Consider the following 23682-nt stretch of genomic DNA (forward strand, 5'->3'; position numbering starts at 1 on the left):
AATTGTATATAATTTAATTACTGTTTATTATATTTGTTTTTTAAATTAATTGGTTGTTTATCAGTGTTTTAATAAAAAACAATTCTCTCTGTTGTGTGGGTTATTTTTTATCAGACAGAATGTGCTGTTTGTGAAATAATTTATTATAAAAGTTATTTGAATTTTATTTCTTTTGTTTAGTATGAATAAAAAAACACTGCTGTTAAGGCAGTGCTTTTTATGGATTTATGGATTTTTCTAGCTTTCAAGAAGAAATTCTTTATAATTTCCAAGGAAATCTACATTGGCATTGATAGATTCAAGTTCTTTTAAGGCGTTTTCATGTAAGACTTTTTTCCATGGCCCTTGAACATTGATGAAGAAGAAGTAATTTCCCAGTCCTGTTTTTAATGTTCTGGATTCAATCTTACTGAGATTCATTTTTCTCCATGCAAAAACTGATAAAACCTGATGTAATCCACCGGGATGATCTTCCGGAAGAGTAATCAGCATTCCTGATTTTTCACCCAGTGTTTCCAATTTATCATTTTGGTATTTATTCTGCTCCTTGGAAATGATAATAAATCGGGTATGGTTCTGTTCAAAATCCTGAATATTCCGGTTTACGATTTTCAAACCATATAAATTGGCTGCAAACTGATTGGCTACTGCCGCAATTGGAGTTTCGGGATTCTCAGAAACAAATTTTGCTGCAGCTGCTGTGGAGGAAAAGTCCTGTTTGGGAATTTCTTTATAATGAGTGTCCAGAAAATGAAAACTCTGTGCGAGAGCCTGTGGGTGAGAATATATTCTTTCCATATGCTCAACAGAATTTCCCGGATGAATCATCAGATGATGGGCAATAGGCATTACAGCTTCTGCTTCTATCTTAATAGACGGAGTTTTATATAAATAATCCAGTGTCATTGAGACGGTTCCTTCAATAGAGTTTTCCAAAGGTACAACGGCTTTTAATGCTTCTCCTCTTTCAACAGCATTAAAACAGTCCAGAATGCTGGCCTGTGGTACTATTTCGTCATCAGGGAAAAGCTGTGCTGCGGCAAGCTGGGTAAAACTGGCATGAGGTCCCAAAAATGCAATCTTCATAATATATAATATAAAGGAGGTTAAAATAAAGGTACAAAGGTGCGAATTAATTCATAAATAGAATACGTATTGTGGGGTGTTTTGTTACGGATGAGAGTTGCTGGTTTATTTTGTTGCTGGTTTCTTTTGTTATTAGTTAAGTAGAGATAAATATATCTTAATTGCGTTAAAACATTCACCTTTCACTTGCGAAGCAAAATTGATCATTGACATCAATACTCCTGCATTAATATTTCACAGAGTAATTTCTCTAATTCCTACAACCTGCAACCTACGATCTATTTCTTCCAGTTCTTCTCAATAAGTTCCATCAGGAAATCCGGGCACTTGATCACTTTATTGGTTTTTGCGTCGAGAAAGAATAGAGTAGTGGAAGCTTCGGTTATTTTAATATGCTCTTCATTGTAAATTTCATACTCAAATTCAAGCCTCACCCCTGGAATTTTTTTTACATAAGTATGAATTTCTAATTTTTGATCGTACAAAGCAGGCCGGATATATTTAATTTTGTAGTCCGAAACGGGCAGCCAAATTCCTTGGTTTTCAATTTCATCGTATGAAATTCCTATGCTTCTGAAGAGCTCAACTCTCGCTACTTCGAAGTACGTTGCGTAATTGCCATAGTATACATATTTCATTGGGTCTGTCTCCGCGTAACGTACTCGTATTGAGTGGGTTGTGTGTATCATTTTAGATGTTAAATTATACATACAAATATATTTTTAAATAATCAATACCTGCAATATTTTTTTTTGAAAAGAAAATATTGGACCTTTGTCTTCCTTCTAAACACAGTACAAACAAAGAATAATCGGGGCTTAAAAAATGGATGACAATTTAATGATGATATGGCAGAAATGCCTTCAGTTTATGCGCGATAACCTGAACGCTGCTGAAGACAATTCTGACCTTAAAAAACTTGAAAAATCTTTCGATATGCTATTCGATAAGGTTCAGCCGCTTTCATTGGTGGCCAACAACCTTACGTTGATCGTGCCGAGCGATTTTTACAAGGAATATATAGAGGACAATTACCTGTCCTTACTTTCTGCTGCCCTGAAGAAAAATATTGGAAAAGGAGTGAAATTATGGTATTCTGTGATGGAAAACAGACCAAAAGGTGAAGAAAAACCTGTTACCATGAACATCAAAGGACAAAGCGTTCCTACTCCAAAAACACAGGAAACTATGCCACAAGGATTCTCTGCTAATATTGTAAATCCGTTTGTAGTTCCTGGAATTAGAAAAGTAAATATAGATTCTAACCTGAAGCCTGACTATTCATTTGATAGTTATGTGGAAGGAGAAAGCAATAAATTTGCAGCCACTGTAGCCAGATCCATTGCAAAAAGACCTGGAGCAACAGCTTTTAACCCATTATTCTTATATGGAGGTTACGGAGTTGGAAAAACCCACCTGGGACAGGCTGTTGGACTTGAAGTAAAAAATCAGTTTCCGGATAAAGTCGTTCTTTATCTGTCTTCTGAAAAATTTATCCAGCAGTTTATCTCTGCTGCTAAAGCTCATAAACAGACTGAATTTGCAAACTTCTATCAAATGGTAGATGTACTGATTATTGATGATATTCAGTTCCTGTCTGGTAAATCTGCTACTCAGGATAGTTTCTTCCATATTTTTGACCACCTGCATCAGAATGGAAAACAGATTATCCTTACCTCAGATAAAGCGCCTGCAGATATTATGGATATCCAGGACAGAATTGTTTCCCGTTTCAAATGGGGGCTTTCCGCAGAAATAAAATCTCCTGATTTATCCACAAGAAGACAAATTATCGAGGATAAGCTAAGTAGGGATGGGATCGTTCTTCCCGATGATATGCTTGATTTCCTTGCTGTTGAAACGAAAACCAATGTGAGAGAGCTTATAGGGGTTATTAACTCCGTGATCGCTTACTCTACCGTATACAAGAGAGATCTTAGTCTTGAGTTGCTTAAGGAAACCATCAACAGAATTGCAGCTAACCAGAAAAAGGTGATCAATATTCCTTATATTCAGGAAGTGGTCTGTGATTATTTTGGAATCAAAAAAGAGCAGCTGCTTTCAAAAACAAGAAAAAGAGAGATCGCATTACCAAGACAGCTTGCCATGTACTTCTCCAAAGAATTCACCAATTCTACATTTACTAAAATCGGTGAAGAAATGGGAGGAAAAGATCACTCAACAGTAATGTATGCTTGTGATACTATCAAAGACGTTTCGAAAATTGATAAAGAAATCAAGAAATACGTAAAAGATCTTACTGAAAGAATCAAACAATAAGTAAGGGTGAGCTTACATAAATTAAAATGAAGGATAGTTGTATTCTTCATTTTTTATTTAGTTTTGTTATAGTAAAAGACTTTTTTTAAATAAAACGGAACATGAAAATATTAATGGTTTGTCTGGGAAATATATGCAGAAGCCCATTGGCAGAAGGAATTATGAAAACAAAACTGCCGGAGGATTATATGGTAGATTCAGCCGGAACCATTTCCTTGCATGAAGGGGAGCATCCGGACAAAAGAGCTGTTAAAACTGCCGCTAATCATGATATAGATATATCGCAGCAAAGATCAAGACCTATCACCAGGAAAGATTTTGAAGTCTTTGATAAGATCTACTGTATGGATATTGATGTGTTGGATGATGTTGTTTCTAAAACCAAAAATGAAGAAGAACGTCAGAAAGTATCTTTGTTTTTAGAAGTAATGGGAGATCGTAAAAATACTGAGATTCCCGATCCGTATTGGGGAGACATGAAAGATTTTGAAGCGGTTTTCCAACTTTTGGATAAAGGATGTGAAGCTATCAAAAACCAGCTGTCAAAATAATAAACATGAAAATGTAAAATATTTCTATAAACATCACTCAACGAAAGAACTAAAAATAATACAATGCTTTTTTTACTCCCTGCTTATTTATCAGAAAACACTTCTATCAACCATTTTTCACCTGTTGTGAAGGATTATATCATGCAGACCGATTATTTCTTTGTGGAAAATGAGAAAACTGCCCGAAAGGTCGTTAAATTTTTTGCTCCGGAAAAAAAGCAGGCTGATCTGAAATTGTTTTTATTGGATAAATACACGGAAAGCACAGATATCAAGGAAGCCCGGGAGCTTATGCTGAAAGGGCAGGACTTCGGACTGCTGTCTGAAGCAGGGTTGCCATGTATTGCAGACCCGGGAAATCTGATGGTGAAATGGTGTCATGAGAAAAATATCAGAGTGATTCCAATTTCAGGGCCTTCATCCATTATCCTTGCCTTGATCTCAAGTGGATTCAATGGGCAGGAATTTACTTTTCACGGCTATCTTCCTATTGATAAAAGTGAAAAAAAGAAACAGATCATGAACCTCGAAAACCTTGTTCAGAAGACCGGATATTCACAGATTTTCATGGAAACACCTTACAGAAATAACCAGCTGTTGGAGGATTTATGTAGGTTTTTGTCACCCAATACAAAACTTTGTATCGCTGCCAATATCAACGATCCGGAACATGAGTTCATCAAAACAAAAACCATAAAAGACTGGCAGAAACAAAAGCCGGAACTTCATAAAATTCCCGCAGTATTTGTACTTGGGAAGTAGAACCTGCTCTTATAGTCTATAATAGATAGGCGTTTTTTAGAAGACTGTGAAAAGGCTGTGATTATTGATCGCAGCCTTTTTTTTATTTAAAATGAGGTTTGAATTTTGTGAATAGGCTTTCTAAACTTCTATTTTCTCTTCCTTTCAGCGATTCAATAGGAGTTTCAAATAATAATATTTCAATAATTGGTGATAAATATCATGGGGTTTATATGGTTTTATAATATAAAAAATCCTAATTTTATATCCAGATATAATGCATTATGGATTTATATTTTTTAATAAAATGAATGATATTGTTATACTTTAGTTGTTTCGTTTAATTTTTATTATACATATTATAATTGAGTTACTTTTAATGATATAAGTTAATTTCGCTTGTATTTATTGAATTACAGATGATTTAAATTCAGTTTTGCTTAAAAGCGATCAAACCAATCAACACCAAAATATTAAAATATGATGACACGTAAAATTTTTTTTCCGGTATTGCTGATGCTGGCTATGCTGGTACCATCTTTAATTCATCTGTCTGCACACGGATATGTACTGAGTCCTGCCTCCAGAGGATATCAGGGAAGCCTGGACAAGGCCACACTCGGTTATTCTGCAGCATTTGGAATCTATGGATCTGTCATTAATGAACCGGGATCTCTGGAAGCTCCGAAAGGGTTTCCTGCGTTGGGTCCTGCCGACGGAAAGATTGCCTCCGCTAATGGAAGTATAGGAGGAGACACTACACTGGATATCCAGACTGCCGACAGATGGAAGAAAACAAATATCTCCATGGGTGTGAATGCCTTTATCTGGAAATACTCGGCGTATCATGCGACAGCGAAATGGCATTATTATATGACAAAGCAGGGTTGGAATCCCAACCAGCCTCTTTCCCGTCAGGATCTTGAGCTTATTGGAACAGTTGCACATAATGGAACACCACCCCAGGATAATGTTTCTCACCAGATTATCGTTCCTGCAAACCGTACCGGCTACCATATTATTTTAGCGGTCTGGGATGTAGCGGATACTACCAATGCATTTTATAATGTGATTGATGTTAACGTAACCTCCGGAACAGGAGTTTCTGCTCCTGCCACCCCAACAGGATTATCACAAATAGGAGTAACCAATTCTACTGCTAAAATAAGCTGGAATCCACAATCTGATGCGGTATCTTATAACGTTTTCCGCAACGGACAGAATGTTCAGCAGGTAAGCACACCTTCATTTCAGGATACAGGTTTAACTGCCAATACAGTTTATATATATGAAATACAGGCAAAAGGCTCTTCCGGACTTACTTCACCGAAAAGTTCACCACTCAATGTAAAGACAAACAGTGAAGGTATTCCTGAAAAACCTACAGCACCCTCAAACCTTCATTCAATGGGAGTTACCGAAAACTCCGTTTCCCTAATGTGGATGGCATCCACTCATACACAGGGAATTAAAAATTATCAGGTCTTTGAAAACGGAATCAAAGTAGGAGAGACTGTACAAACAAGCTTTTTACGGACAGGATTATCACAAGACACAGAATATACCTATACCGTAAGATCTGTTGCAATGAACGATCAGCTTTCGGATATGGGTAATGAATTAAAAGTCAGAACAAAAAAAGTTACACCAGGAAATGGGCAATCCTATTGCGGAGCAGAGCAGTATAATGCTGCTAATGCATATCCTACAGCCGGAGTGAAAGTTTTTTACTCTTGTAAAATCTGGAAAAATAAATGGTACGCAAATCCTGGAGAACTTCCGGGAGCGAATATGGTTTGGGAGGAAGTAAGTGTATGTACAGAAGGTTCTGGCTGTGAATCAGGCGGTCCGGTTACGTATTGCGGAGCACAGGAATATAATCCGGCAAAAACGTATTCAACAGCAGGAACTAAAGTATTCAATGCCTGTAAAATCTGGGAAAACAAATGGTACGTGAATCCGGGAGAAGCGCCGGGAAGTAATGCTGTCTGGAAATTTGTAAGCGACTGTAATGAAGGGCAGGGTTGTAAAACATCTGTTCTTGCCAGTAAAGAAAATGATCTTTCAATCATAGTATCTGAGCATTTGATCAATTTTGCACCTGAAAACTTCTATGATAAAATAAGCAGAATAGATATTATTACTCCACATGGACTTCAGATAATGACTTTTATGAATCCAGAAAAAGACAACATGGATATCAGCCGCCTTCAGCCTGGAATCTATTTTATAAAGATCCACTATAAAGATGGAAGAAATATGACCAAAACCATCAGAAAATAGTAAAAAGAATAAACAAAAAGGTGGTCTCAAAAGTGTCATTCTGAATGAAATGCAACGTAATGAAGAATCTCATATTACAAATTGTGAATAAGACTATTCCTTCGTCAGAATGGCGAAATGCAAATAGTTTGACTTTTGAGACAATTTCTTTTTTCAAAAATATTTAACAGCCGTTAACAAGACTATTGCATTGTTATTGATTTTAAACAAACACTGGAAACGGAATAAAATGCTGGTAATGCAGTGAAAATCCGGGCATCAAAGATGCCCGGATTCTTAATAAGTTAATTTTAATCTTCTTTCTTTAATTTCCATTTTCACCAAATAAAAATAATAACAGGAATAAGCAAAAAGAATGGCCACAGAGAAATGATTCCGAGCATAAAGCTTACAAAACTGTTCCAGCCTTCCGTTACCGAATCTACAAACCGGCTTCCAAAACCTATTTTTGAGGTTGCTGAACTTCTCACTTTTTCTTTGTATAAATTCAAATTCAGTGTACTGTAATTCACACGGTCATCAATAAAACGAAGACTCCCTTCTGCCACATCAATCTCATCTTCCAGATCGCGTATGTTTTCCTGAATTTCAAGCATATCTTTTGTGGTAGCTGCCTTTTTAAGCAGGTCACGGTATTTTTCCAGATATATCTTTTTATTGGCCAGCTTTATGGCTATATCCGTATATTCTTCCGTTACATCATTAGATGAAATATTTTTAGACAAAACAGTTCCTACACCATCCGAAAATGAATGGATCAGAGCATCAAAATTTTTATGAGGCACGCGGATAATCAGGCTTAGATTATCATCCATATCCGTATTTTGAAACTCTTCTTTCTGGATGTAAGCATTGTTTTTCTTGATGATCTCATAGACCTTATTCTGTGTCTTTTTGATATCACCCACCTGAATCTTCATATCTCCGTTTTTGATGATTTTTTTAGAGATCGTATCTGTTTTCTTAGGGATATAAGTTTCTTTGTTTGTAACATTTTCATCAGATACCAGCTTTTCGGAGACAGAAAGTGGTGGAGGTGGAGGTGCCGCTGCAGGAGAAGGGGCTTTATCTTCGGTTAGAACTTCCATCAGGTCGGCTTTCACTTCCTGTTGTTCACCCCCTGATTTGCTGCAATTGATTAGGATAAGACCTGATAACAGGAAAATCATTTTTTTCATGGCTAGTTAGTTTTTTATGGATACGATCAAAAAGTGTGCTCAAAAATGACCATTTGTAAAATGAATGAAAATTTAAAACGAAAGAATGTTAATACAAAATCAATAAATAGCTCTAAAACCGATCTGAAAATTGCTGAGACTGATAAATTATTTTTATTTTTAAATCATGAAAAAAAGTCTTTTAGCATTTGTGTTTTCTCCATTTCTGATGTATGCCCAGGAAGCTCCGAAACTTACAGACGATATGGCGATGAAATTATCTGACAAACCTCTTCACTGTATCAACCAGGAATATCCGAATAAAACGGCCCACATCATCAATAATGCAGGCGAAGTTCCTTTAACTCCAAAAGATCTTCACCCCAGTTTCTACGGATGTTTCGACTGGCATAGCTCTGTTCATGGACATTGGATGCTGACAAGGCTTTTGAAAACAAAACCCAATCTCTCTAATGCCAAAGACATTGAAAAAATTCTTGACGAATCATTTCAGAAAGAGAAACTGCAAGCAGAAGCAGATTATTTTACAAAATATCAGCTGACGGGAACTTTTGAAAGAACCTATGGCTGGGCGTGGATCTTAAAGCTGGATGAAGAACTGACCAACTGGGATCATCCGAAAGCTACAATATGGCATCAAAACCTGAAACCGCTTACAGATCAGATCCTGAAGTCCTGGAAAACCTATCTTCCAAAACAAACTTACCCAAACAGAACCGGAGTTCACCCAAACACTGCATTTGCAATGGCTTTTGCTATAGACTGGGCAAGAGCAAATAAAGATAAAGAATTCGAAAATCAGCTGATGGAAAAGGCTAAATACTTTTTCTTAAAAGATCAGAAAACGCCTGCTTATCTGGAACCGGATGGGTCGGATTTCTTTTCGCCTAGTCTGGAAATTGCTGATCTGATGCGTAGAGTCCTTCCTCAAAAAGAATTTGTACAGTGGCTGAATGCCTTCTACGAAAAAAGAAGTCTTGAAAATGTTGAAAGAATTCCGGTAGTGAGTGATCTGAGCGATTATCAGACCGTTCACCTTGTAGGATTATCTTTTTCCAAAGCATGGTGTATGAAAGGAATTTCCAATGCACTTCCTGCCAATCATCCTCTGAAAAAAGATTTCAGGAAAACAGCAGATGTATTTCTAAATAACGGATTGCCGCTGCTTTTCCAGGGAAATTACGGTGGAGATCACTGGCTGGCCAGTTTTGCTGTTTATGCGCTGGAAGATTAATATCTGATTCCTGCTTTTTTAAGAACAAAGCCTAACAGCCATATGGGTCCTATCAGAAGAAACTGCAGATCTTTAAGGAAACTAGGCTTTTTTCCTTCAATTTTATGGCCTATAAACTGAAAAATCCATGTGATGATAAATACAGAAAGGTAAACCATCCATGATTGTTTTCCGAAACTAATATTGGTCAGATAGATGAAATGTTCCATCATAAGCATGATCACGATCATTATAATAGCGATCAATAAAGAGAGCCTTACATAGAACAGAGTGATCAGAGTAATCACCAAAAGGCTTATAATACTTGCACATCCGAAGTAGGAAGTGCAGAAATGTGGTGAGGGAATCAGGGAGGCGAACCCCAGAATTGTCCAGAAAATTAAGGGCACACAAATCCAGTGAATGAACTTGTTAGTCGCGTTTCTATGGCTTTTACTGTATTCGGCAAATAATAGATCAACCTTTCTCATGCTGAAGGGAAATTGGATTCCTGCTAAAATAATAAAATTTTGTAATCACTGGTAAGATTGCTTACATTTGTCTTATGTCTGCCCTGGAAAAATTTGGCGTTGATATTTTTACCGAACATAATATTTTCGAGCGAATAGCTGTGGGTAAACCGTTTCGCCCCGAAAATCCTGCTTTTATTTTTATTAAATCAGGAACTATAAAACTCCGTCAGCACTTCAGTGATCTGGAGGTTTCTGCCAATATGTTTATGGTAACCGATCCGCAAACCATTTACGAAGTGGTGGGAGTAACTGATGATTTTCAGTCGAGGATGGTTTCTTACAAAAGAGAATTTATTTCTGCCTTATCATTGAAATTTAACCGTCTGATTACGTATCGATATTTCAGGCAGCAGATGAATAAAGGAGTTCCTTTTCATGAGGACGAAATGGAGGTCGTATGGAAAAGTGTCAATTTTCTGAAATATATTCTGGATTCTGATACCGAAATGCTTTATAAAAAGGAAATGGTGGAGCATCTTTTCTCCGTTTTCTGCTATCAGATGGCAGGAATTATTTCTAAGGAAGATAACAGCTCTATGAACCAGATGTCCAGACAGGAAGAGATTGTATTCGTATTTCTTACCGACCTCGCAGAGCATCATCTTACCGAGAGAACCGTTGAGTTCTATGCCGAACGGCAGTCAATTACAACCAGACATCTTTCTTCTGTAGTAAAGGCGATCACGGGAAAATCTGCAAGCCAGATCATCGCCTTAATTGTGATCAACGAGGCGAAAGTGCTCCTAAACTCTTCCAATAAACCGGTTTCAGAGATTTCTTCTATTCTCGGATTCAGTGATCAATACTCGTTTTCTCACTTTTTTAAGAAGCATCTGGAGGTAAGTCCTACACAGTACAGACATCAGTTCGAAAATTAAAATCTTACATTTGAACATCTTTTTCCAAAAATCAAACATTTGATTGATTTTGTTGTTGATCTAACTTTGCATCTGTAAAACAAGGTAAAATGACAAAGAAAATAAAAACAGCACTATCTGTACTGATAGCAGCTTTTCCTGCACTGTTTTTTTCACAACAGATCAAACAGATGACCGCAGGTGAGGTGGCGGAACTCGCTGTTCAGAATCATCAGCAGCTCAAGGTTTCTGCGCAGAATATTGGTATAGCAAAACAAAATATGAATGTCGTTAAGCTTCAGAAACTTCCTACGATTACCGCTTCTACAAGTCAGTTCTATTTGGGAGATGCAGTCGCTATTGATAAAGACTTTTCGAATTCTACAAACGTTCCGATGCCGCATTACGGAAGTTCGTATGCGGTACAGGCCACGCAGCTGATCTTCAAAGGAGGATTGGTAAATAAATCTATCGAAATGGCGGGGCTTCGCGAGCAGCTTTCCGAACTGGATTTAGAGAAAAACAAACAGGACGTGAAATTCTTAGTGATTTCCAATTATCTGGATGTCTATAAAATCATTAATCAGGAAGAGGTATTTCAGAATAATAAAAAACTGGCTCAGGAACGTCTGAAAAATATCCAGAAATTCTATCAGCAGGGAATGGTCACAAGAAATGAGGTCATTCGTGGAGAATTGGCCATCAAAAACCTGGATCAGGGAATTCTTACCCTTACCAACAATAAAAAAATTCTTAATTATAATCTGAACATTGCTTTAGGTTTATCTTCCGATACGGAGATTATCCCTACGGAAAGTCTGGAGAATAAAGAATCCGGAATCGGTATGGAGTATTACAGAGAGTTGGCTCACGAAAGCAATCCATTACTGAAATCTGCTCAAAAAAACATTGCTGTTGCAGATAAAAATATTGAAATCATCAAAACAGACAATTCACCTACACTTGCCGGATTTGGCGGATATACGCTGCAAAGACCTATCACGACAAGAAATCCTGTTTTGGATATGTATTCAGGGGGCTGGCAGACAGGGGTTTCTTTGAGCTACAACATTGATACGCTTTATAAAACAAAAGAGAAAGTAAAATTAGGGGAACTACAAAAGGATCAGGCGAATGACGCACTGACTCTGGTTCAGCAGAATGTAGATATGGCGGTGAATGCAGCGTATACCAAATACCAGGAAGCGATTCAGCAGGCTGATATTCTGAATGATTCCAAAAGACTGGCGGAAGAAAACTATAAGATTACGGAAGCCAAATATCTGAATCAACTGGCTGTACAGGCAGAAATGATTGATGCGCAGAACCAAAAACTGCAGGCAGAGCTTGATTATGCCAACGCTGAAATCAATGTTCTGTATCAGTATTACAACCTTTTGAAATCTACAGGAACACTTTAATTTTTAAAACTGAAAATCAATACAATGGGAAACAAGGGACAAACCACTCAAAATACAACACCAAATCCGGCAGCATCCACCGCAGAGAATAAAAAAAAGAAAAATAAAACCAATAAAATCAGAGCTATCATCTCCAATATCATCGTTTTTGTGGTGATCGGTTTCGGGTTATTCTGGTTAATACGTGAATATTTCCATATCGGAAGCAAAACCTATACGGAAGCGGCTCAGGTAGAGGAATTTATTAACCCTATCAATACGAGAGTTTCTGCTTATATCAAAGAAATCAAGTTCATTGAACATCAGCGTGTTAAAAAAGGAGATACTCTGGTAATACTTGATGATCGCGAAATTCTTACACAGCTGGGGCAGGCAGAAGCAGCTTATCAAAATGCGATGGCACAAAAAACAGCTACCAGCTCTTCCGTGAATACAGTTTCCAACAATATCAATGTAATGCAGTCCAATATCGCAGGAGCAAAAGCAAGATTATGGAATGCTGAACAGAATTTAAACCGATATAAAAACCTTCTGGCAGCCGAAGCAGTTACCAGACAGCAATATGATCAGGTGAAAACTGAATATGATGCGCAAAAAGCTGCTTATGAGACCTTAGTGAACCAAAAACAATCTGCTAACCTTTCCACTACCGAAGTAAAAAGCAGATTGGGAATTAATGATGCTGAAATTAAAAGAACAAAATCTGCTTTGGATATGGCGAAAATTAATCTTTCGTATACTGTAATTACAGCACCTTATGATGGAGTAATGGGAAGAAGAACAATCTCTGAAGGTCAGTTGATTCAACCCGGACAGCAGGTTGCCACGATTGTTTTGAATGGTCAGAAGTGGGTAACTGCCAACTTCCTGGAAAGCCAGATGCCGAATATCAAAGTCGGAGAAAAAATTTCCATGGCGGCTGATGCTTTGGGAGGGAAAAAATTTGAAGGAATTGTGACTGCAGTTTCAGCGGCTACCGGATCAAGGTATTCAAGCGTGCCTACAGACAATTCTACCGGAAACTTTATCAAAGTACAGCAGAGAATCCCTGTAAGAATAGAGTTTACAGCTTCCAACAAAAAAGAAGATCTGGATAAACTGAGTGCCGGAATGAATATGAATGTGAATATTAATAAAGACTAAAAGATGAAAGGTATCAGATTCCGGACCTATGCTGCGGAAAAATAAGGCTGATGATGAAAGTCTGTTATCTGATATCTGAAATCTATTACCTAAAAAATGTACAATAAAGGATTATATAACGACTGGGTACCCAAACCCGTACAGCTGCTGTTGATTGTATTGCTGCTTATTGTGGTAATGCCAATCGGTGGGGTGTATACCGGAAATATCAGTTCTCTGGTAAGCGGTACCGGAGCCATGACAGAGTATTTTATGTGGGCCAATTACGCCACTACCATTGGGATGGGAGCCTGTATGCCTGTTGTTCTCAGAATCAAAATGAGATTCAAAGTAAGAGATAAGATGGTTGTGCTCCTGATGCTTTTAGGAGTGCTGAGCTACGTGAATGGGACGACTTTACAGCCTATGATTTTTATTTTTACTTCTTTATTGATTGGTTTTATGAAAATGACGGTTACCATAGAGCTTTTCCTGCCATTGATGGTTATGATCGGAAACAGGGGAATATTTTACGGAGCTTTCTATACCTTCGTTCTGGTAATGAACCAGGTAGCTACCTACTATGCGGCTGAGTTTGCCCTTCTTTATAACTGGCAGCAATTTTACCTGCTCACAGCCGTTTTATGCTTTATTTTAGCTTTAATACACTGGATTTTTATGCATAATAAATATTTTGCGTTAAAAGTTCCTCTGCATTATATTGACTGGCTGAGTATTTTGCTTTTCATTTCCACATTTATGTTTTCGGCGTATGTATATTCATTTGGAAGACAGCAGGATTGGTTTAATTCCCAGAATATAATGAATGCGAGTATTGCCGCTTTTGTAAGTTTTGCACTGCTTTCTATCCGTCAGCTGACTTTAAAACGACCATACCTTTCATTTAAAATTTTCACAAAAAATAATGTACAGCACGGCTTATTCATGCTTTTCTGGCTGGGAATGTTTCTGGGAACTGCTTCTCTTCAGAATACTTTTGCAGTAGGCGTTTTAGGATATGATCAATTGACGAATACCAGATTGAGTTTGCTGATGATTCCGGGAATTATTTTAGCCGGTGTCATTGCCATTTTCTGGTTCAAAAAAGAAAAACCTTTGAAAATGTACATTTTTTCCGGTTTTGCCTCAATGGTAGGATATGCCATTATCATGTACTTTTCAATGGTGTTGGAGTTCAGTTATGACAACTGGTATCTGCCGATGTTCTTAAAAGGTTATGGAATGTGTTCATTGTTTATTTCCGTATGGTTTTATACGCTGGATAAGCTTGAAATGGATGAAATGCTGGCAGCCATCGGACTTGTATTGGTTTGGAGAACTTTCCTTGCCGTAGGAATTTTTTCAACACTCTATTCATGGTTTCAGTACCGTTTTCAGCTTACAGCAATGGGTGATCTTGCAGTTTATATGGACGGAATGACTATTACTCCTCAGAATGTAGCCGCCAATATGAAAGCCATCCAGCTCAATGCAGTCATCATAGCTGCCAAAAAGATATTTGGATATATTATTCTGGTCGGATTTGGAGTGCTTATTTATGTTGCTACCCATCATTTTGGTGCCAAACGTTTTCAGTATTTCAGACTTGTAAGGGTTCTTGGTGGTAAATCCGTTATTGCAAGAAGAAGACTTCGCGAAAGAAAAAAATTATTGGAAGAGATAAAAGACGCTGCAGGGCCTGCAGTATAAAGAATACCTTGTTTTTCACCAGTAAAATCCTGGTCCTTCATTGGGCTGGGATTTTACGTTTTCTAGCGAGGGAAGCTGGATGCTGGAAGTGGGAAGTACTGAAAGCCGGGTTATAGCTATTTGTTTTATGTAACCTCTTTATCTTAAAAGAAGTTATTATAATTTTATTGGATGTACATCATAAACTTCCAACTTTCCTTAAAAGAGTATGAGCATCTTCAAAAAATTGCGATCTAATAATGTACCCAAACGCTATAATGAAAAACAACAAGAGTCCGTAACTCAAAAACGTGAATCACCAGCTTTGAACTTTAGTTTCTGAAGCTGTATCTTTGCACTATGAAAGATTTAATGGGCAGAGCGATCTGGGATTATTACCACAATGAAAATCCGGAAGATTTGCAGACTGAAACATCAATCTCTGAGCTGGATGAGCTTCCGGTGGATTATTTATTCAGAGATTTTGAAGAAATGAATGATATTGAACAAAAAGCACTGCATTTGTCCAGAGGAAAAGTTCTGGATATCGGAGCGGGTGCTGGTTCTCATTCTTTATACCTTCAGAATGAAAAAAATCTTGAGGTAACTGCATTGGATATTTCACCAAAATCTATCGAGGTTTGTAAGCTGAGAGGGATTAAAAAGGCAGTTTGCGAAAATATGCTGGATTTTTCAGGAGAGACTTTTGATACGATTTTACTGTTGATGAACGGTACAGGAGTTTTTGAAAGTCTGGCTAAAATTGATACTTATCTTCAGAAGCTTTACGCCTTGTTAAATGATAAAGGACAAATTCTGATCGACAGTACGGATATACTTTATATGTTTGACCGTGATAATGATGGAGGAGTGTATATTCCGGCAGGCGGGTATTACGGAGAACTGGAGTATATAGTGCATTATAAAGGCGAATCCGAAGAACCGATTACCTGGCTGTATCTTGATTTTAATACCTTGAAAAATGCTGCCACAAATAATGGTTTCAAAATAGAAAGAGTATTGAAAGACGAAGATGCTTACTTAGCGAAACTTACTAAGAAATAATTAACAACAAGTCATTGCGAGCTGAAAGCGAAGCAATCTCAAAAAATAATACATTGTCATTCTGTACACCGGAATGACTTTTGTTGTGCCTGTTCCTAGCCCCGATAGAAACGGTTACCCCACAGCAAGAGTTAGCCATTTAGGCAGGCGCGAGGAGTAAAAGTGGATAGCGGGAATAAGCTCCTTACCATTGTCTGAATAGATGAATGGTTCTTGCAAGCGGATAGTAAGAAAACCATTCCTGAAAATAAAAATACATCAGAACAGCGCTTGCTACACATAAAATCACTGGAAGAACGTAGGATTTTTGGCGGTATGGCAACTTTTTTGGAGTAGCCACAACCCAAATAATGATTAATCCAAGTGCTCCTACGGCTATAACGCCTATTTCCGGGCTCAACCGTGAGATTGAATTGGGATCAAAATTGGATAACAGAACATATTTTTGCACCATGAAAAAAAGAAATCCATATATCAGCGCCAAGATGGCGGCAGGATACTTTTTTAATTGTATTAAATTCAGAAAAAGTAGAATGGCTCCCGGAATGGTGCCAAAAAAAACACTGACTACAAGAATCGTAATTCTTGAATGGAGCTTAACGGCATTGGGATCTTCTGTAACATGATCTTTCCAGACTTCAACCTCTTCTGTATGTTTTGCTTGCTCTTCTTCCTTTTTATTTTGAATCAATTGCTGAACAGCTGTTTTTTCCTGCTCATTGAAAACCCGCCCTCTTTCTTCCAGAATTTCAAAAGCTGCCTGAACAGCCTCCGGAACAAAGCGGTTGCCTTCTTTTAAATATCCCTCCAATTCCTGATTGGAAAGCTTTCTTAAAACATTTTTACTGACCATAAGCTGTATATAAAAGAAAGGCTGCTTCTAATGAAACAGCCTGTGATCTTTATAAGGATTTTAATTACCCGATCTCAATACCGTTTTCAACATTTCTGTCATCCGGTGTTACGAAAGATAATTTTCCGTCTGGTTTTGTTGTTAATAATAACATTCCCTGAGATTCAATTCCTCTGATCTTTCTAGGAGCAAGGTTCAGAAGGATCATCACCTGCTTCCCGATTACTTCCTCAGGAGTGAAACTTTCTGCAATCCCCGAAACAACAGTTCTTACATCTACTCCTGTATCTACAGTAAGTTTTAATAATTTATCTGCTTTTTCTACTTTTTCAGCTTCTAAAATGGTTGCTGTTCTAAGGTCTATTTTAGTAAAGTCATCAAACGTGATCTCCTCTTTCATAGGGTTGGCGTTAGGGTTTGTTTTTTTATTGTTTTGTTTAGTGTCTTCTAATTTCTGAATTTGAGCTTCAATGACATCATCCTCAATTTTTGAGAAAAGAAGAGATGATTCGTTGATTTTATGACCAGTTTCAATCAATACAGATTGATTTTCAATAGTGTTCCAGTCTTTCTTCTCAACATTGAACATATTCAATAGCTTTTCAGAGCTGAAAGGCATGAAAGGTTCACATAACTGAGCTAATGCAACAGCTATTTGCGCCCCAACGAATAAAGATTGAGCTGCTTTTTCAGGATTGTCTTTAATGGTTTTCCAAGGCTCTTCCGTCTGAAGATACTGGTTTCCAAAACGGGCAAGGTTCATTAATGCAGTTAACGAATTTCTGAACTCATAATTTTCAAGGAATCCTGAAATTTCTTTTGCAGATTTACTTATTTCCTGCAATTCTGGACTGTTTACATCTCCTTGCGGAACTACACCATCATAATATTTATGAATAAGAACAGCAACTCTGTTGATGAAGTTTCCGAAGATCCCTACCAATTCAGAATTATTCTTAGTCTGGAAATCCTTCCATGTAAAATTATTATCTTTAGTTTCCGGAGCCGATGAAAGAAGAGCATATCTTAAAACATCCTGCTGTCCGGGGAAGTCTTCTACATATTCATGAGCCCATACTGCCCAGTTTCTTGAAGTCGAGATCTTATCGTTCTCAAGGTTCAGGAATTCAAAAGCAGGAACATTTTTAGGCATGATATAATCTCCGTGAGCTTTCATCATTGAAGGGAAAATAATACAGTGGAATACAATATTATCCTTTCCGATAAAATGTACCAGGTCACTGTTTTCACTCTGCCAGTAGTCTTTCCAGTCTTTTCCGTTTTTCTCTGCCCATTCTTTGGTAAAAGAAATATACCCGATAGGAGCATCAAACCATACGTATAATACTTTTCCTTCTGCATTGGGAAGTGGAACAGGAACACCCCAGTTCAGGTCTCTGGTCATGGCACGAGGCTTAAGGCCGTCATTCAACCATGATTTAACCTGTCCGTATACGTTAGGCTTCCAGTCATCTTTATGACCTTCAATGATCCATTCATTTAAGAAGTCTTCGTATTCATTTAACGGAAGATACCAGTTTTTTGTTTCTTTAAGGATAGGAACATTTCCGCTAAGCATTGATTTCGGATTAATCAGCTCAGAAGGAGAAAGGGTAGAACCACATTTTTCACACTGATCTCCGTAAGCGTTTTCATTACCACAATTAGGGCAAGTTCCTACAATATAACGGTCAGCAAGGAATTCTCCTGCCTGCTCATCAAAATACTGTTCAGAAATTTCTTCAGTGAATTTTCCTTTTTCGTATAAAACTTTGAAGAAATCCTGACTGGTTTCATAATGGTTTTTAGACGTTGTTCTGGAGTATTCATCAAATGAAATTCCCAGATCAGCAAAAGACTTTTTAATGATCTCGTGATATTTGTCCACGATATCCTGAGGAGTTACCCCTTCTTTTTTAGCTCTTATGGTAATAGGAATCCCGTGCTCATCCGAACCACAGATAAACGCTACATCTTTTCCTAATCTTCTCTGAAATCTTGCGTAAACATCCGCAGGAATATAAACACCTGCCAAATGTCCTATATGAACCGGCCCGTTTGCATAAGGCAAAGCTGCCGTAATCATCTTTCTGTTTGACATTTATAGTAAAGTTTTAACTGCAAAGATAAGGAATATCTGCTGAATACCGCTATTGAAGGTGTTATTATGCTCCAGAATGCAAATTTGAAAGACTGGATATGAAATTAAGTTAAACAATTGTTTAACATTTTCTTAAATTAAAACAAATAGTATGTAATACATAAGACGTTGTAAAATATTGGAATTTAAAAAACTAACTAAAATGGGTTTCGTAATATACATAATTTTAACTAAAATTATATTAAATTTATGATAATTCTATTTTTTTTTTAAATTGCAAGTCTGGCATAAGGCCAAAATATGACTGAAAAACGAAACTATAAAAAAATAAGATTGTGAAGAATTTTACAACAGTATTAAAAATTGCGCCCGCTTTTTTACTGGCCAGTACAGTAATACATGCGCAGAAAAAAGATTCTCTTCCTCAGGAGAAGAAGATTGACGAGGTTGTATTAATCGGATATGGAAAACAGAAGAAATCTGACCTTACCGGTTCTATAACTTCTGTTACGGCTAAAGACTTCAACGGAGGAGCTACTTCTGCCGGGCAGCTGATCCAGGGTAAAACACCAGGGGTACAGATTACCAACAATAGTGGAGCGCCAGGCTCTGGTACAAAAATCAGAATCAGAGGAACTTCTTCTTTAAGTGGTGAAAACTCTCCATTGATCGTAATTGATGGAGTTCCTCAGGATTTCGTTGGAATGAATGGGGTTTCTGATCCTTTATCATTAATTAACCCGAACGATATTGAAACGTTTGATATCCTTAAGGATGCTTCCGCTACTGCTATTTATGGTAACAGAGCTTCCAATGGTGTTATTCTCATTACAACCAAGAAAGGAACAGCAGGAAAGTTTAAAGTTAATTTCTCAACAGTTACTTCGGTTTCTACTAAAATGGGAAAGGTAGATGTATTGAACGCTCAGGAATTCAGAGATTTTGTTAATACTTATGCTCCTGCTGGTTATAAAACCAAACTTGGAAACTCCAATACCGATTGGCAGGATCAAATTTATCAGGCAGCATGGGGCACAGATAATAACGTTACGCTTTCGGGAGGGATTAAAGGTCTGCCATATCGTTTATCATTAGGGTATAATGAGCAGAACGGTATTGTAAAATCAAATTCTTTCCGCAGAACTTCAGTAGGTTTGAACTTAAACCCTAAATTCTTTGATAATCATTTATCAGTGAATGTAAATGCAAAGGGAACATTTACCGATAACAGATTTGTAGACGGAGGAGTTATTAAAGCGGCTACTTATTTTGATCCTACACAACCGGTATATTCAGGAAACTCTAATTATGGAGGCTACTATGAATGGCTGGATTCCGGATCTGCAACAGGCTATAATGTAAATGCCAATTCAAACCCTCTTGGGATGATTAATGGGGTAAGAGATGTTTCTTCTGTATTAAGAGGATTGGGAAATATTCAGTTAGATTATAAGTTTCACTTTCTTCCGGATCTTCATTTCAATGTAAATGCCGGATACGATTATACAAAAAGTGACGGGCACAAGTTTAAAGATGCTCGTCTGAGACCAGGTTTTGAAGATAAAGGAAGCTCAAACTTCTATTCTATGGAAAAGAAAAACAAGCTTTTGGAAACCTATTTTAATTATGTGAAAAACATCAGTGCTATTAATACTGGTGTTGATATTACTGCAGGTTACTCCTATCAGGACTTCAATATTTATCTTCCAGGAGCTATTACTTATAGAGGAACAGGAATTAACTCGCAAGATTTAGACTTCAAAACTCAAAATACATTGATCTCATTCTATGGAAGAGCTATTTTTACCATAGCTAATAAATATATTATTTCAGGATCAGTTCGTAAAGATGGTTCTTCAAGATTCTTTAACGGTACAAGAGATAATGTATGGGGAGTTTTCCCTGGAGTTTCCTTAGCATGGAAGCTTAATGAAGAAAATTTCATCAAAAATATATCTTCTATCAGTACATTAAAACTAAGAGCGGGATGGGGTAAAACAGGTCAGCAGGAATTGCCTGCACTTAACGGTAACAAGCCTAATAATTACCCGGCTTTTGCTGCCTACAATCCAAGTTATCAGGGAGCAGGATATCAGTTCGGAAATGAATTCTATTTTATGTTCAGGCCTGCTAACTATAACCCAAATCTTACCTGGGAAACGACCACTACTAAAAACTTAGGATTAGATTTCGGTTTTAATAAAAACAGAATCACAGGATCGATAGATGTCTTCAGAAAAGATACAAAAGATCTTCTTGTATATGCTGACGAGCCCGCAGGAGGTTTAAGTAATGCCAGCTGGCAGAACGTAGGTGATATGAAAAATGAGGGGATTGAGGGAAGTATTACAGTAATTCCTGTTAAAAATCAGAATACAACCTGGGAAGTAAGCTTTAATGCTACTCACTATAAACCTGTTGTCACTAAGCTTAAAGACAGAGCTGATGAATCCTTTAATATGGAAGTAGGAGGAATTGAAGGAGGTTCAGGAAACAGAATTCAGGCTCATGCAGTAGGATATGCACCTAATTCATTCTGGGTATATCAGCAGGTATATGATAATAACGGAAAACCTGTTGATGGAGCTTTTGTAGACAGAAACGCAGATGGAGTAATCAATACAAAAGATATGTATTATTACAAATCTACTACACCTGATGCAATTTTAGGTTTCTCTACCAAAGTATCTCATAAGAATTGGGATTTTGCATTAAGTGCAAGAGCAGTATTAGGAAACTATGTATATAATAATGCAGCTTCAAATAGTTCACTGCAGTCGGCATCTACCAACGAATACCTTCAGAACGTATTCTCTACAGCTCCTCAGTATAAGTTTGCGGTTCCTCAGTACAAATCTGATATTTATGTTGAGAATGCTTCATTCCTGAGACTTGATAATATTAATGTCGGATACAATTTCGGAGAAATCTTCACCAAAGGAAGCAATCTGAAAGTATATGCGATGGCGCAGAATGTTTTTGTGATCACTAAATACTCTGGAGTAGATCCTGAAGTTTTTGGGGGAATAGATAACGGTTACTACCAAATGCCTAAGATTTATTCTTTAGGTTTTAACTTCCAATTTTAAATAAGAATTCAATGAAACTAAATAGAATTAAACTTAAAAATATAGTATTGCCTCTTTCAGCAGTATTTTTATTGACAGCAACCTCTTGTGTGAAAGATCTTGAAAGAGAGCCTATCACAGATGTTACTTCGGCCAGTATTTATAAGGATTTTGCCAACTATAAAAATGTTCTGGCAAAACTTTACGGAGGGCTTGCCATGGGAGGTCAGGTAAGTGGAGACGGAGATCAGCCGGATAGTGATATTAATGGTATCAACGGTGGATTCTCCCAATATACCAGATTGATGTATAATCTGAATGTAGTAACCACTGATGAAGCAGTTATCGGATGGAATGATGGTAATCTTCATACGCTTCACAAAATGACTTGGGATGCTTCCAACGAGTTCATCGCTGCGATGTATTACAGAGTATATACAGAAATTGCTTTTTGTAATGAATTTCTTAGAAATGTAACGGATGAAAAATTAGCTTCCAATAATATTACAGGAGACAACCTTACTCAGGCGAAATTGATGAGAGCAGAAGCTCGCTTCCTGAGGGCACAGTCTTATTACCATGCGATCGATATGTTCGGGAATGTTCCTTTTGTAGATGAATCCTATTTACCTGGATCTATCAATCCACCACAAAGAATAGAAAGAAAAGCATTGTTTAATTATATAGAGTCTGAATTGCTTGCGATCGCAGGAGAATTAAAAGATCCTAAAACCAATGAGTACGGAAGAGCAGATAAAGCAGCTGTATGGTCATTATTGGCAAAATTATACTTGAATGCTGAAGTTTATACGGGAACTCAGAGAAATACAGATTGTATCACATACTGTAACAAAGTAATTGCAGCTGGTTATTCTTTAAAACCAAAATATGATGATTTATTCCTGGCGGATAACAATATCAATAACCCGGAACAGATTTTAAGTGTAAACTTTGACGGAATTAATACACAAACCAATGGTGGAACTACTTTCCTTGTTCATGCTGCCATAGGAGGTGATATGAAAGCTGCTGACTTTGGAGTGAATGGAGGATGGAGTGGTTTAAGAACTACAAAAGCATTTGTAGGTCTATTTCCGTCCAATGGAAGTGATAAGAGAGGAAGATTCTTTACTTCAGGGCAAAATTTAGAAATTAATGATTTGGGTTCATTCACAGATGGTTATGCTTTTATCAAATTTAAAAATGTTAAAAGTAACGGATCAATTGGAGCACATCCAAACTGGGTTGAAGCAGATATCCCATTATACCGTTTGGCAGATATTTATCTGATGTATGCAGAAGCCGTATTGAGAGGAGGAGTTGGTGGAAATCAGGCTACAGCAATTGGATATATTAATCAACTGAGAGAGCGTGCCTATGGAAATACAAGTGGAGATGTATCTTCTATCAATCTTAATTTCATTTTAGATGAAAGAGGAAGAGAATTATCTTGGGAAATGACTAGGAGAAGTGATCTTATTCGTTTCAATAAGTTCACTACAGGTGATTATTTATGGCCATGGAAAGGAAATGTAAAAGATGGTAAAGCTGTAGAGAGCTACAGAAATCTTTTCCCGATTCCTGCTAAAGATATTGTAGCAAATCCAAATTTGATTCAGAATCCTGGGTATTAATTTTAAA

At 37.2% G+C, this 23682-nt stretch carries 18 protein-coding genes; 12 read left to right on the forward strand and 6 right to left on the reverse strand.

The features are described from left to right. Nucleotides 1-237: 237 nt before the first annotated feature. Nucleotides 238-1086, reverse strand: coding sequence for a prephenate dehydratase (pheA, locus tag BW946_RS00110; protein ID WP_076594228.1), 849 nt, complete (start codon nucleotides 1084-1086; stop codon nucleotides 238-240). A gap of 278 nt (nucleotides 1087-1364) precedes the next feature. Beyond that, nucleotides 1365-1775 (reverse strand): acyl-CoA thioesterase, encoded by a 411-nt coding sequence (locus BW946_RS00115; protein WP_076594229.1) that lies wholly within the window; start codon nucleotides 1773-1775, stop codon nucleotides 1365-1367. Between the two features lie 136 nt (nucleotides 1776-1911). Here BW946_RS00115 and dnaA point away from each other — a divergent pair, with 136 nt between their 5' ends. The 4 genes from dnaA (at nucleotide 1912) to BW946_RS00135 (ending at nucleotide 6941) form a co-directional block, all read left to right on the forward strand. After that, nucleotides 1912-3366 carry a chromosomal replication initiator protein DnaA gene (gene dnaA, locus BW946_RS00120; protein ID WP_076594230.1) on the forward strand — a complete coding sequence of 485 codons (1455 nt, stop codon included), beginning with the start codon at nucleotides 1912-1914 and terminating at the stop codon, nucleotides 3364-3366. A 101-nt stretch (nucleotides 3367-3467) separates the two neighbouring features. Next, nucleotides 3468-3917, forward strand: coding sequence for a low molecular weight protein-tyrosine-phosphatase (locus tag BW946_RS00125; protein ID WP_076594231.1), 450 nt, complete (start codon nucleotides 3468-3470; stop codon nucleotides 3915-3917). 63 nt (nucleotides 3918-3980) lie between these two features. Beyond that, the gene (locus BW946_RS00130) at nucleotides 3981-4679 is read left to right on the forward strand and encodes an SAM-dependent methyltransferase (protein WP_076594232.1); all 699 of its coding nucleotides are present in this window, start codon (nucleotides 3981-3983) and stop codon (nucleotides 4677-4679) included. A 459-nt stretch (nucleotides 4680-5138) separates the two neighbouring features. Beyond that, the gene (locus tag BW946_RS00135) at nucleotides 5139-6941 is read left to right on the forward strand and encodes a lytic polysaccharide monooxygenase (RefSeq protein WP_076594233.1); all 1803 of its coding nucleotides are present in this window, start codon (nucleotides 5139-5141) and stop codon (nucleotides 6939-6941) included. A 317-nt stretch (nucleotides 6942-7258) separates the two neighbouring features. On the opposite strand, the gene BW946_RS00140 is transcribed toward BW946_RS00135, so the two are convergent. Continuing rightward, nucleotides 7259-8119: a DUF4349 domain-containing protein gene (locus BW946_RS00140; protein WP_076594234.1), complete on the reverse strand. Its 861-nt coding sequence runs from the start codon at nucleotides 8117-8119 to the stop codon at nucleotides 7259-7261. A gap of 166 nt (nucleotides 8120-8285) precedes the next feature. Between BW946_RS00140 and BW946_RS00145 the strand changes: the two genes are divergently transcribed. After that, the gene (locus BW946_RS00145; protein ID WP_076594235.1) at nucleotides 8286-9353 is read left to right on the forward strand and encodes a DUF2891 domain-containing protein; all 1068 of its coding nucleotides are present in this window, start codon (nucleotides 8286-8288) and stop codon (nucleotides 9351-9353) included. On the opposite strand, the gene BW946_RS00150 is transcribed toward BW946_RS00145, so the two are convergent. Further along, nucleotides 9350-9823 (reverse strand): Mpo1 family 2-hydroxy fatty acid dioxygenase, encoded by a 474-nt coding sequence (locus BW946_RS00150; RefSeq protein WP_076594236.1) that lies wholly within the window; start codon nucleotides 9821-9823, stop codon nucleotides 9350-9352. The genes BW946_RS00145 and BW946_RS00150 overlap by 4 nt on opposite strands. A 74-nt stretch (nucleotides 9824-9897) precedes the next feature. Here BW946_RS00150 and BW946_RS00155 point away from each other — a divergent pair, with 74 nt between their 5' ends. From BW946_RS00155 to BW946_RS00175, 5 genes are all read left to right on the forward strand, one after another. Further along, complete coding sequence (locus tag BW946_RS00155; protein WP_076594237.1) at nucleotides 9898-10743, forward strand: helix-turn-helix domain-containing protein; 846 nt, start codon at nucleotides 9898-9900, stop codon at nucleotides 10741-10743. Nucleotides 10744-10832: 89 nt separating this feature from the next. Next, complete coding sequence (locus BW946_RS00160) at nucleotides 10833-12143, forward strand: TolC family protein (RefSeq protein WP_076594238.1); 1311 nt, start codon at nucleotides 10833-10835, stop codon at nucleotides 12141-12143. Nucleotides 12144-12167: 24 nt separating this feature from the next. After that, on the forward strand, nucleotides 12168-13286 hold the full coding sequence (locus tag BW946_RS00165; protein ID WP_076594239.1) for an HlyD family secretion protein: 1119 nt from the start codon (nucleotides 12168-12170) through the stop codon (nucleotides 13284-13286). A gap of 96 nt (nucleotides 13287-13382) precedes the next feature. After that, nucleotides 13383-14975 carry an MFS transporter gene (locus BW946_RS00170; RefSeq protein WP_076594240.1) on the forward strand — a complete coding sequence of 531 codons (1593 nt, stop codon included), beginning with the start codon at nucleotides 13383-13385 and terminating at the stop codon, nucleotides 14973-14975. 339 nt (nucleotides 14976-15314) lie between these two features. Beyond that, on the forward strand, nucleotides 15315-16019 hold the full coding sequence (locus BW946_RS00175) for a class I SAM-dependent methyltransferase (protein ID WP_076594241.1): 705 nt from the start codon (nucleotides 15315-15317) through the stop codon (nucleotides 16017-16019). A gap of 184 nt (nucleotides 16020-16203) precedes the next feature. Here the strand turns inward: BW946_RS00175 and BW946_RS00180 are convergent, their stop codons facing one another. Next, nucleotides 16204-16872, reverse strand: coding sequence for a hypothetical protein (locus BW946_RS00180; RefSeq protein WP_076594242.1), 669 nt, complete (start codon nucleotides 16870-16872; stop codon nucleotides 16204-16206). Between the two features lie 64 nt (nucleotides 16873-16936). Beyond that, a complete protein-coding gene (gene metG / locus BW946_RS00185; protein ID WP_076594243.1) occupies nucleotides 16937-18973 on the reverse strand; it encodes a methionine--tRNA ligase in 2037 nt (678 codons plus the stop codon). A 335-nt stretch (nucleotides 18974-19308) separates the two neighbouring features. Between metG and BW946_RS00190 the strand changes: the two genes are divergently transcribed. Next, nucleotides 19309-22062, forward strand: coding sequence for a SusC/RagA family TonB-linked outer membrane protein (locus BW946_RS00190; protein ID WP_076594244.1), 2754 nt, complete (start codon nucleotides 19309-19311; stop codon nucleotides 22060-22062). An 11-nt stretch (nucleotides 22063-22073) separates the two neighbouring features. Next, a complete protein-coding gene (locus tag BW946_RS00195; RefSeq protein ID WP_083688746.1) occupies nucleotides 22074-23675 on the forward strand; it encodes a RagB/SusD family nutrient uptake outer membrane protein in 1602 nt (533 codons plus the stop codon). The last annotated feature ends 7 nt before the right edge of the window (nucleotides 23676-23682 follow it).

It is taken from the genome of Chryseobacterium sp. RU33C (assembly GCF_900156015.1).
GTDB classification, from domain to species: domain Bacteria; phylum Bacteroidota; class Bacteroidia; order Flavobacteriales; family Weeksellaceae; genus Chryseobacterium; species Chryseobacterium candidae.

What these genes read in the sequence shown, in the direction of transcription:
- BW946_RS00140 (WP_076594234.1), bottom strand. Translation starts at nt 8,119, where the DNA reads ATGAAAAAAATGATTTTCCTGTTATCAGGTCTTATCCTAATCAATTGC.
- pheA (WP_076594228.1), bottom strand. Translation starts at nt 1,086, where the DNA reads ATGAAGATTGCATTTTTGGGACCTCATGCCAGTTTTACCCAGCTTGCC.
- BW946_RS00115 (WP_076594229.1), bottom strand. Translation starts at nt 1,775, where the DNA reads ATGATACACACAACCCACTCAATACGAGTACGTTACGCGGAGACAGAC.
- BW946_RS00125 (WP_076594231.1), top strand. Translation starts at nt 3,468, where the DNA reads ATGAAAATATTAATGGTTTGTCTGGGAAATATATGCAGAAGCCCATTG.
- BW946_RS00165 (WP_076594239.1), top strand. Translation starts at nt 12,168, where the DNA reads ATGGGAAACAAGGGACAAACCACTCAAAATACAACACCAAATCCGGCA.
- BW946_RS00150 (WP_076594236.1), bottom strand. Translation starts at nt 9,823, where the DNA reads ATGAGAAAGGTTGATCTATTATTTGCCGAATACAGTAAAAGCCATAGA.
- BW946_RS00195 (WP_083688746.1), top strand. Translation starts at nt 22,074, where the DNA reads ATGAAACTAAATAGAATTAAACTTAAAAATATAGTATTGCCTCTTTCA.
- dnaA (WP_076594230.1), top strand. Translation starts at nt 1,912, where the DNA reads ATGGATGACAATTTAATGATGATATGGCAGAAATGCCTTCAGTTTATG.
- BW946_RS00145 (WP_076594235.1), top strand. Translation starts at nt 8,286, where the DNA reads ATGAAAAAAAGTCTTTTAGCATTTGTGTTTTCTCCATTTCTGATGTAT.
- BW946_RS00135 (WP_076594233.1), top strand. Translation starts at nt 5,139, where the DNA reads ATGATGACACGTAAAATTTTTTTTCCGGTATTGCTGATGCTGGCTATG.
- BW946_RS00170 (WP_076594240.1), top strand. Translation starts at nt 13,383, where the DNA reads ATGTACAATAAAGGATTATATAACGACTGGGTACCCAAACCCGTACAG.
- metG (WP_076594243.1), bottom strand. Translation starts at nt 18,973, where the DNA reads ATGTCAAACAGAAAGATGATTACGGCAGCTTTGCCTTATGCAAACGGG.
- BW946_RS00160 (WP_076594238.1), top strand. Translation starts at nt 10,833, where the DNA reads ATGACAAAGAAAATAAAAACAGCACTATCTGTACTGATAGCAGCTTTT.
- BW946_RS00155 (WP_076594237.1), top strand. Translation starts at nt 9,898, where the DNA reads ATGTCTGCCCTGGAAAAATTTGGCGTTGATATTTTTACCGAACATAAT.
- BW946_RS00180 (WP_076594242.1), bottom strand. Translation starts at nt 16,872, where the DNA reads ATGGTCAGTAAAAATGTTTTAAGAAAGCTTTCCAATCAGGAATTGGAG.
- BW946_RS00130 (WP_076594232.1), top strand. Translation starts at nt 3,981, where the DNA reads ATGCTTTTTTTACTCCCTGCTTATTTATCAGAAAACACTTCTATCAAC.
- BW946_RS00175 (WP_076594241.1), top strand. Translation starts at nt 15,315, where the DNA reads ATGAAAGATTTAATGGGCAGAGCGATCTGGGATTATTACCACAATGAA.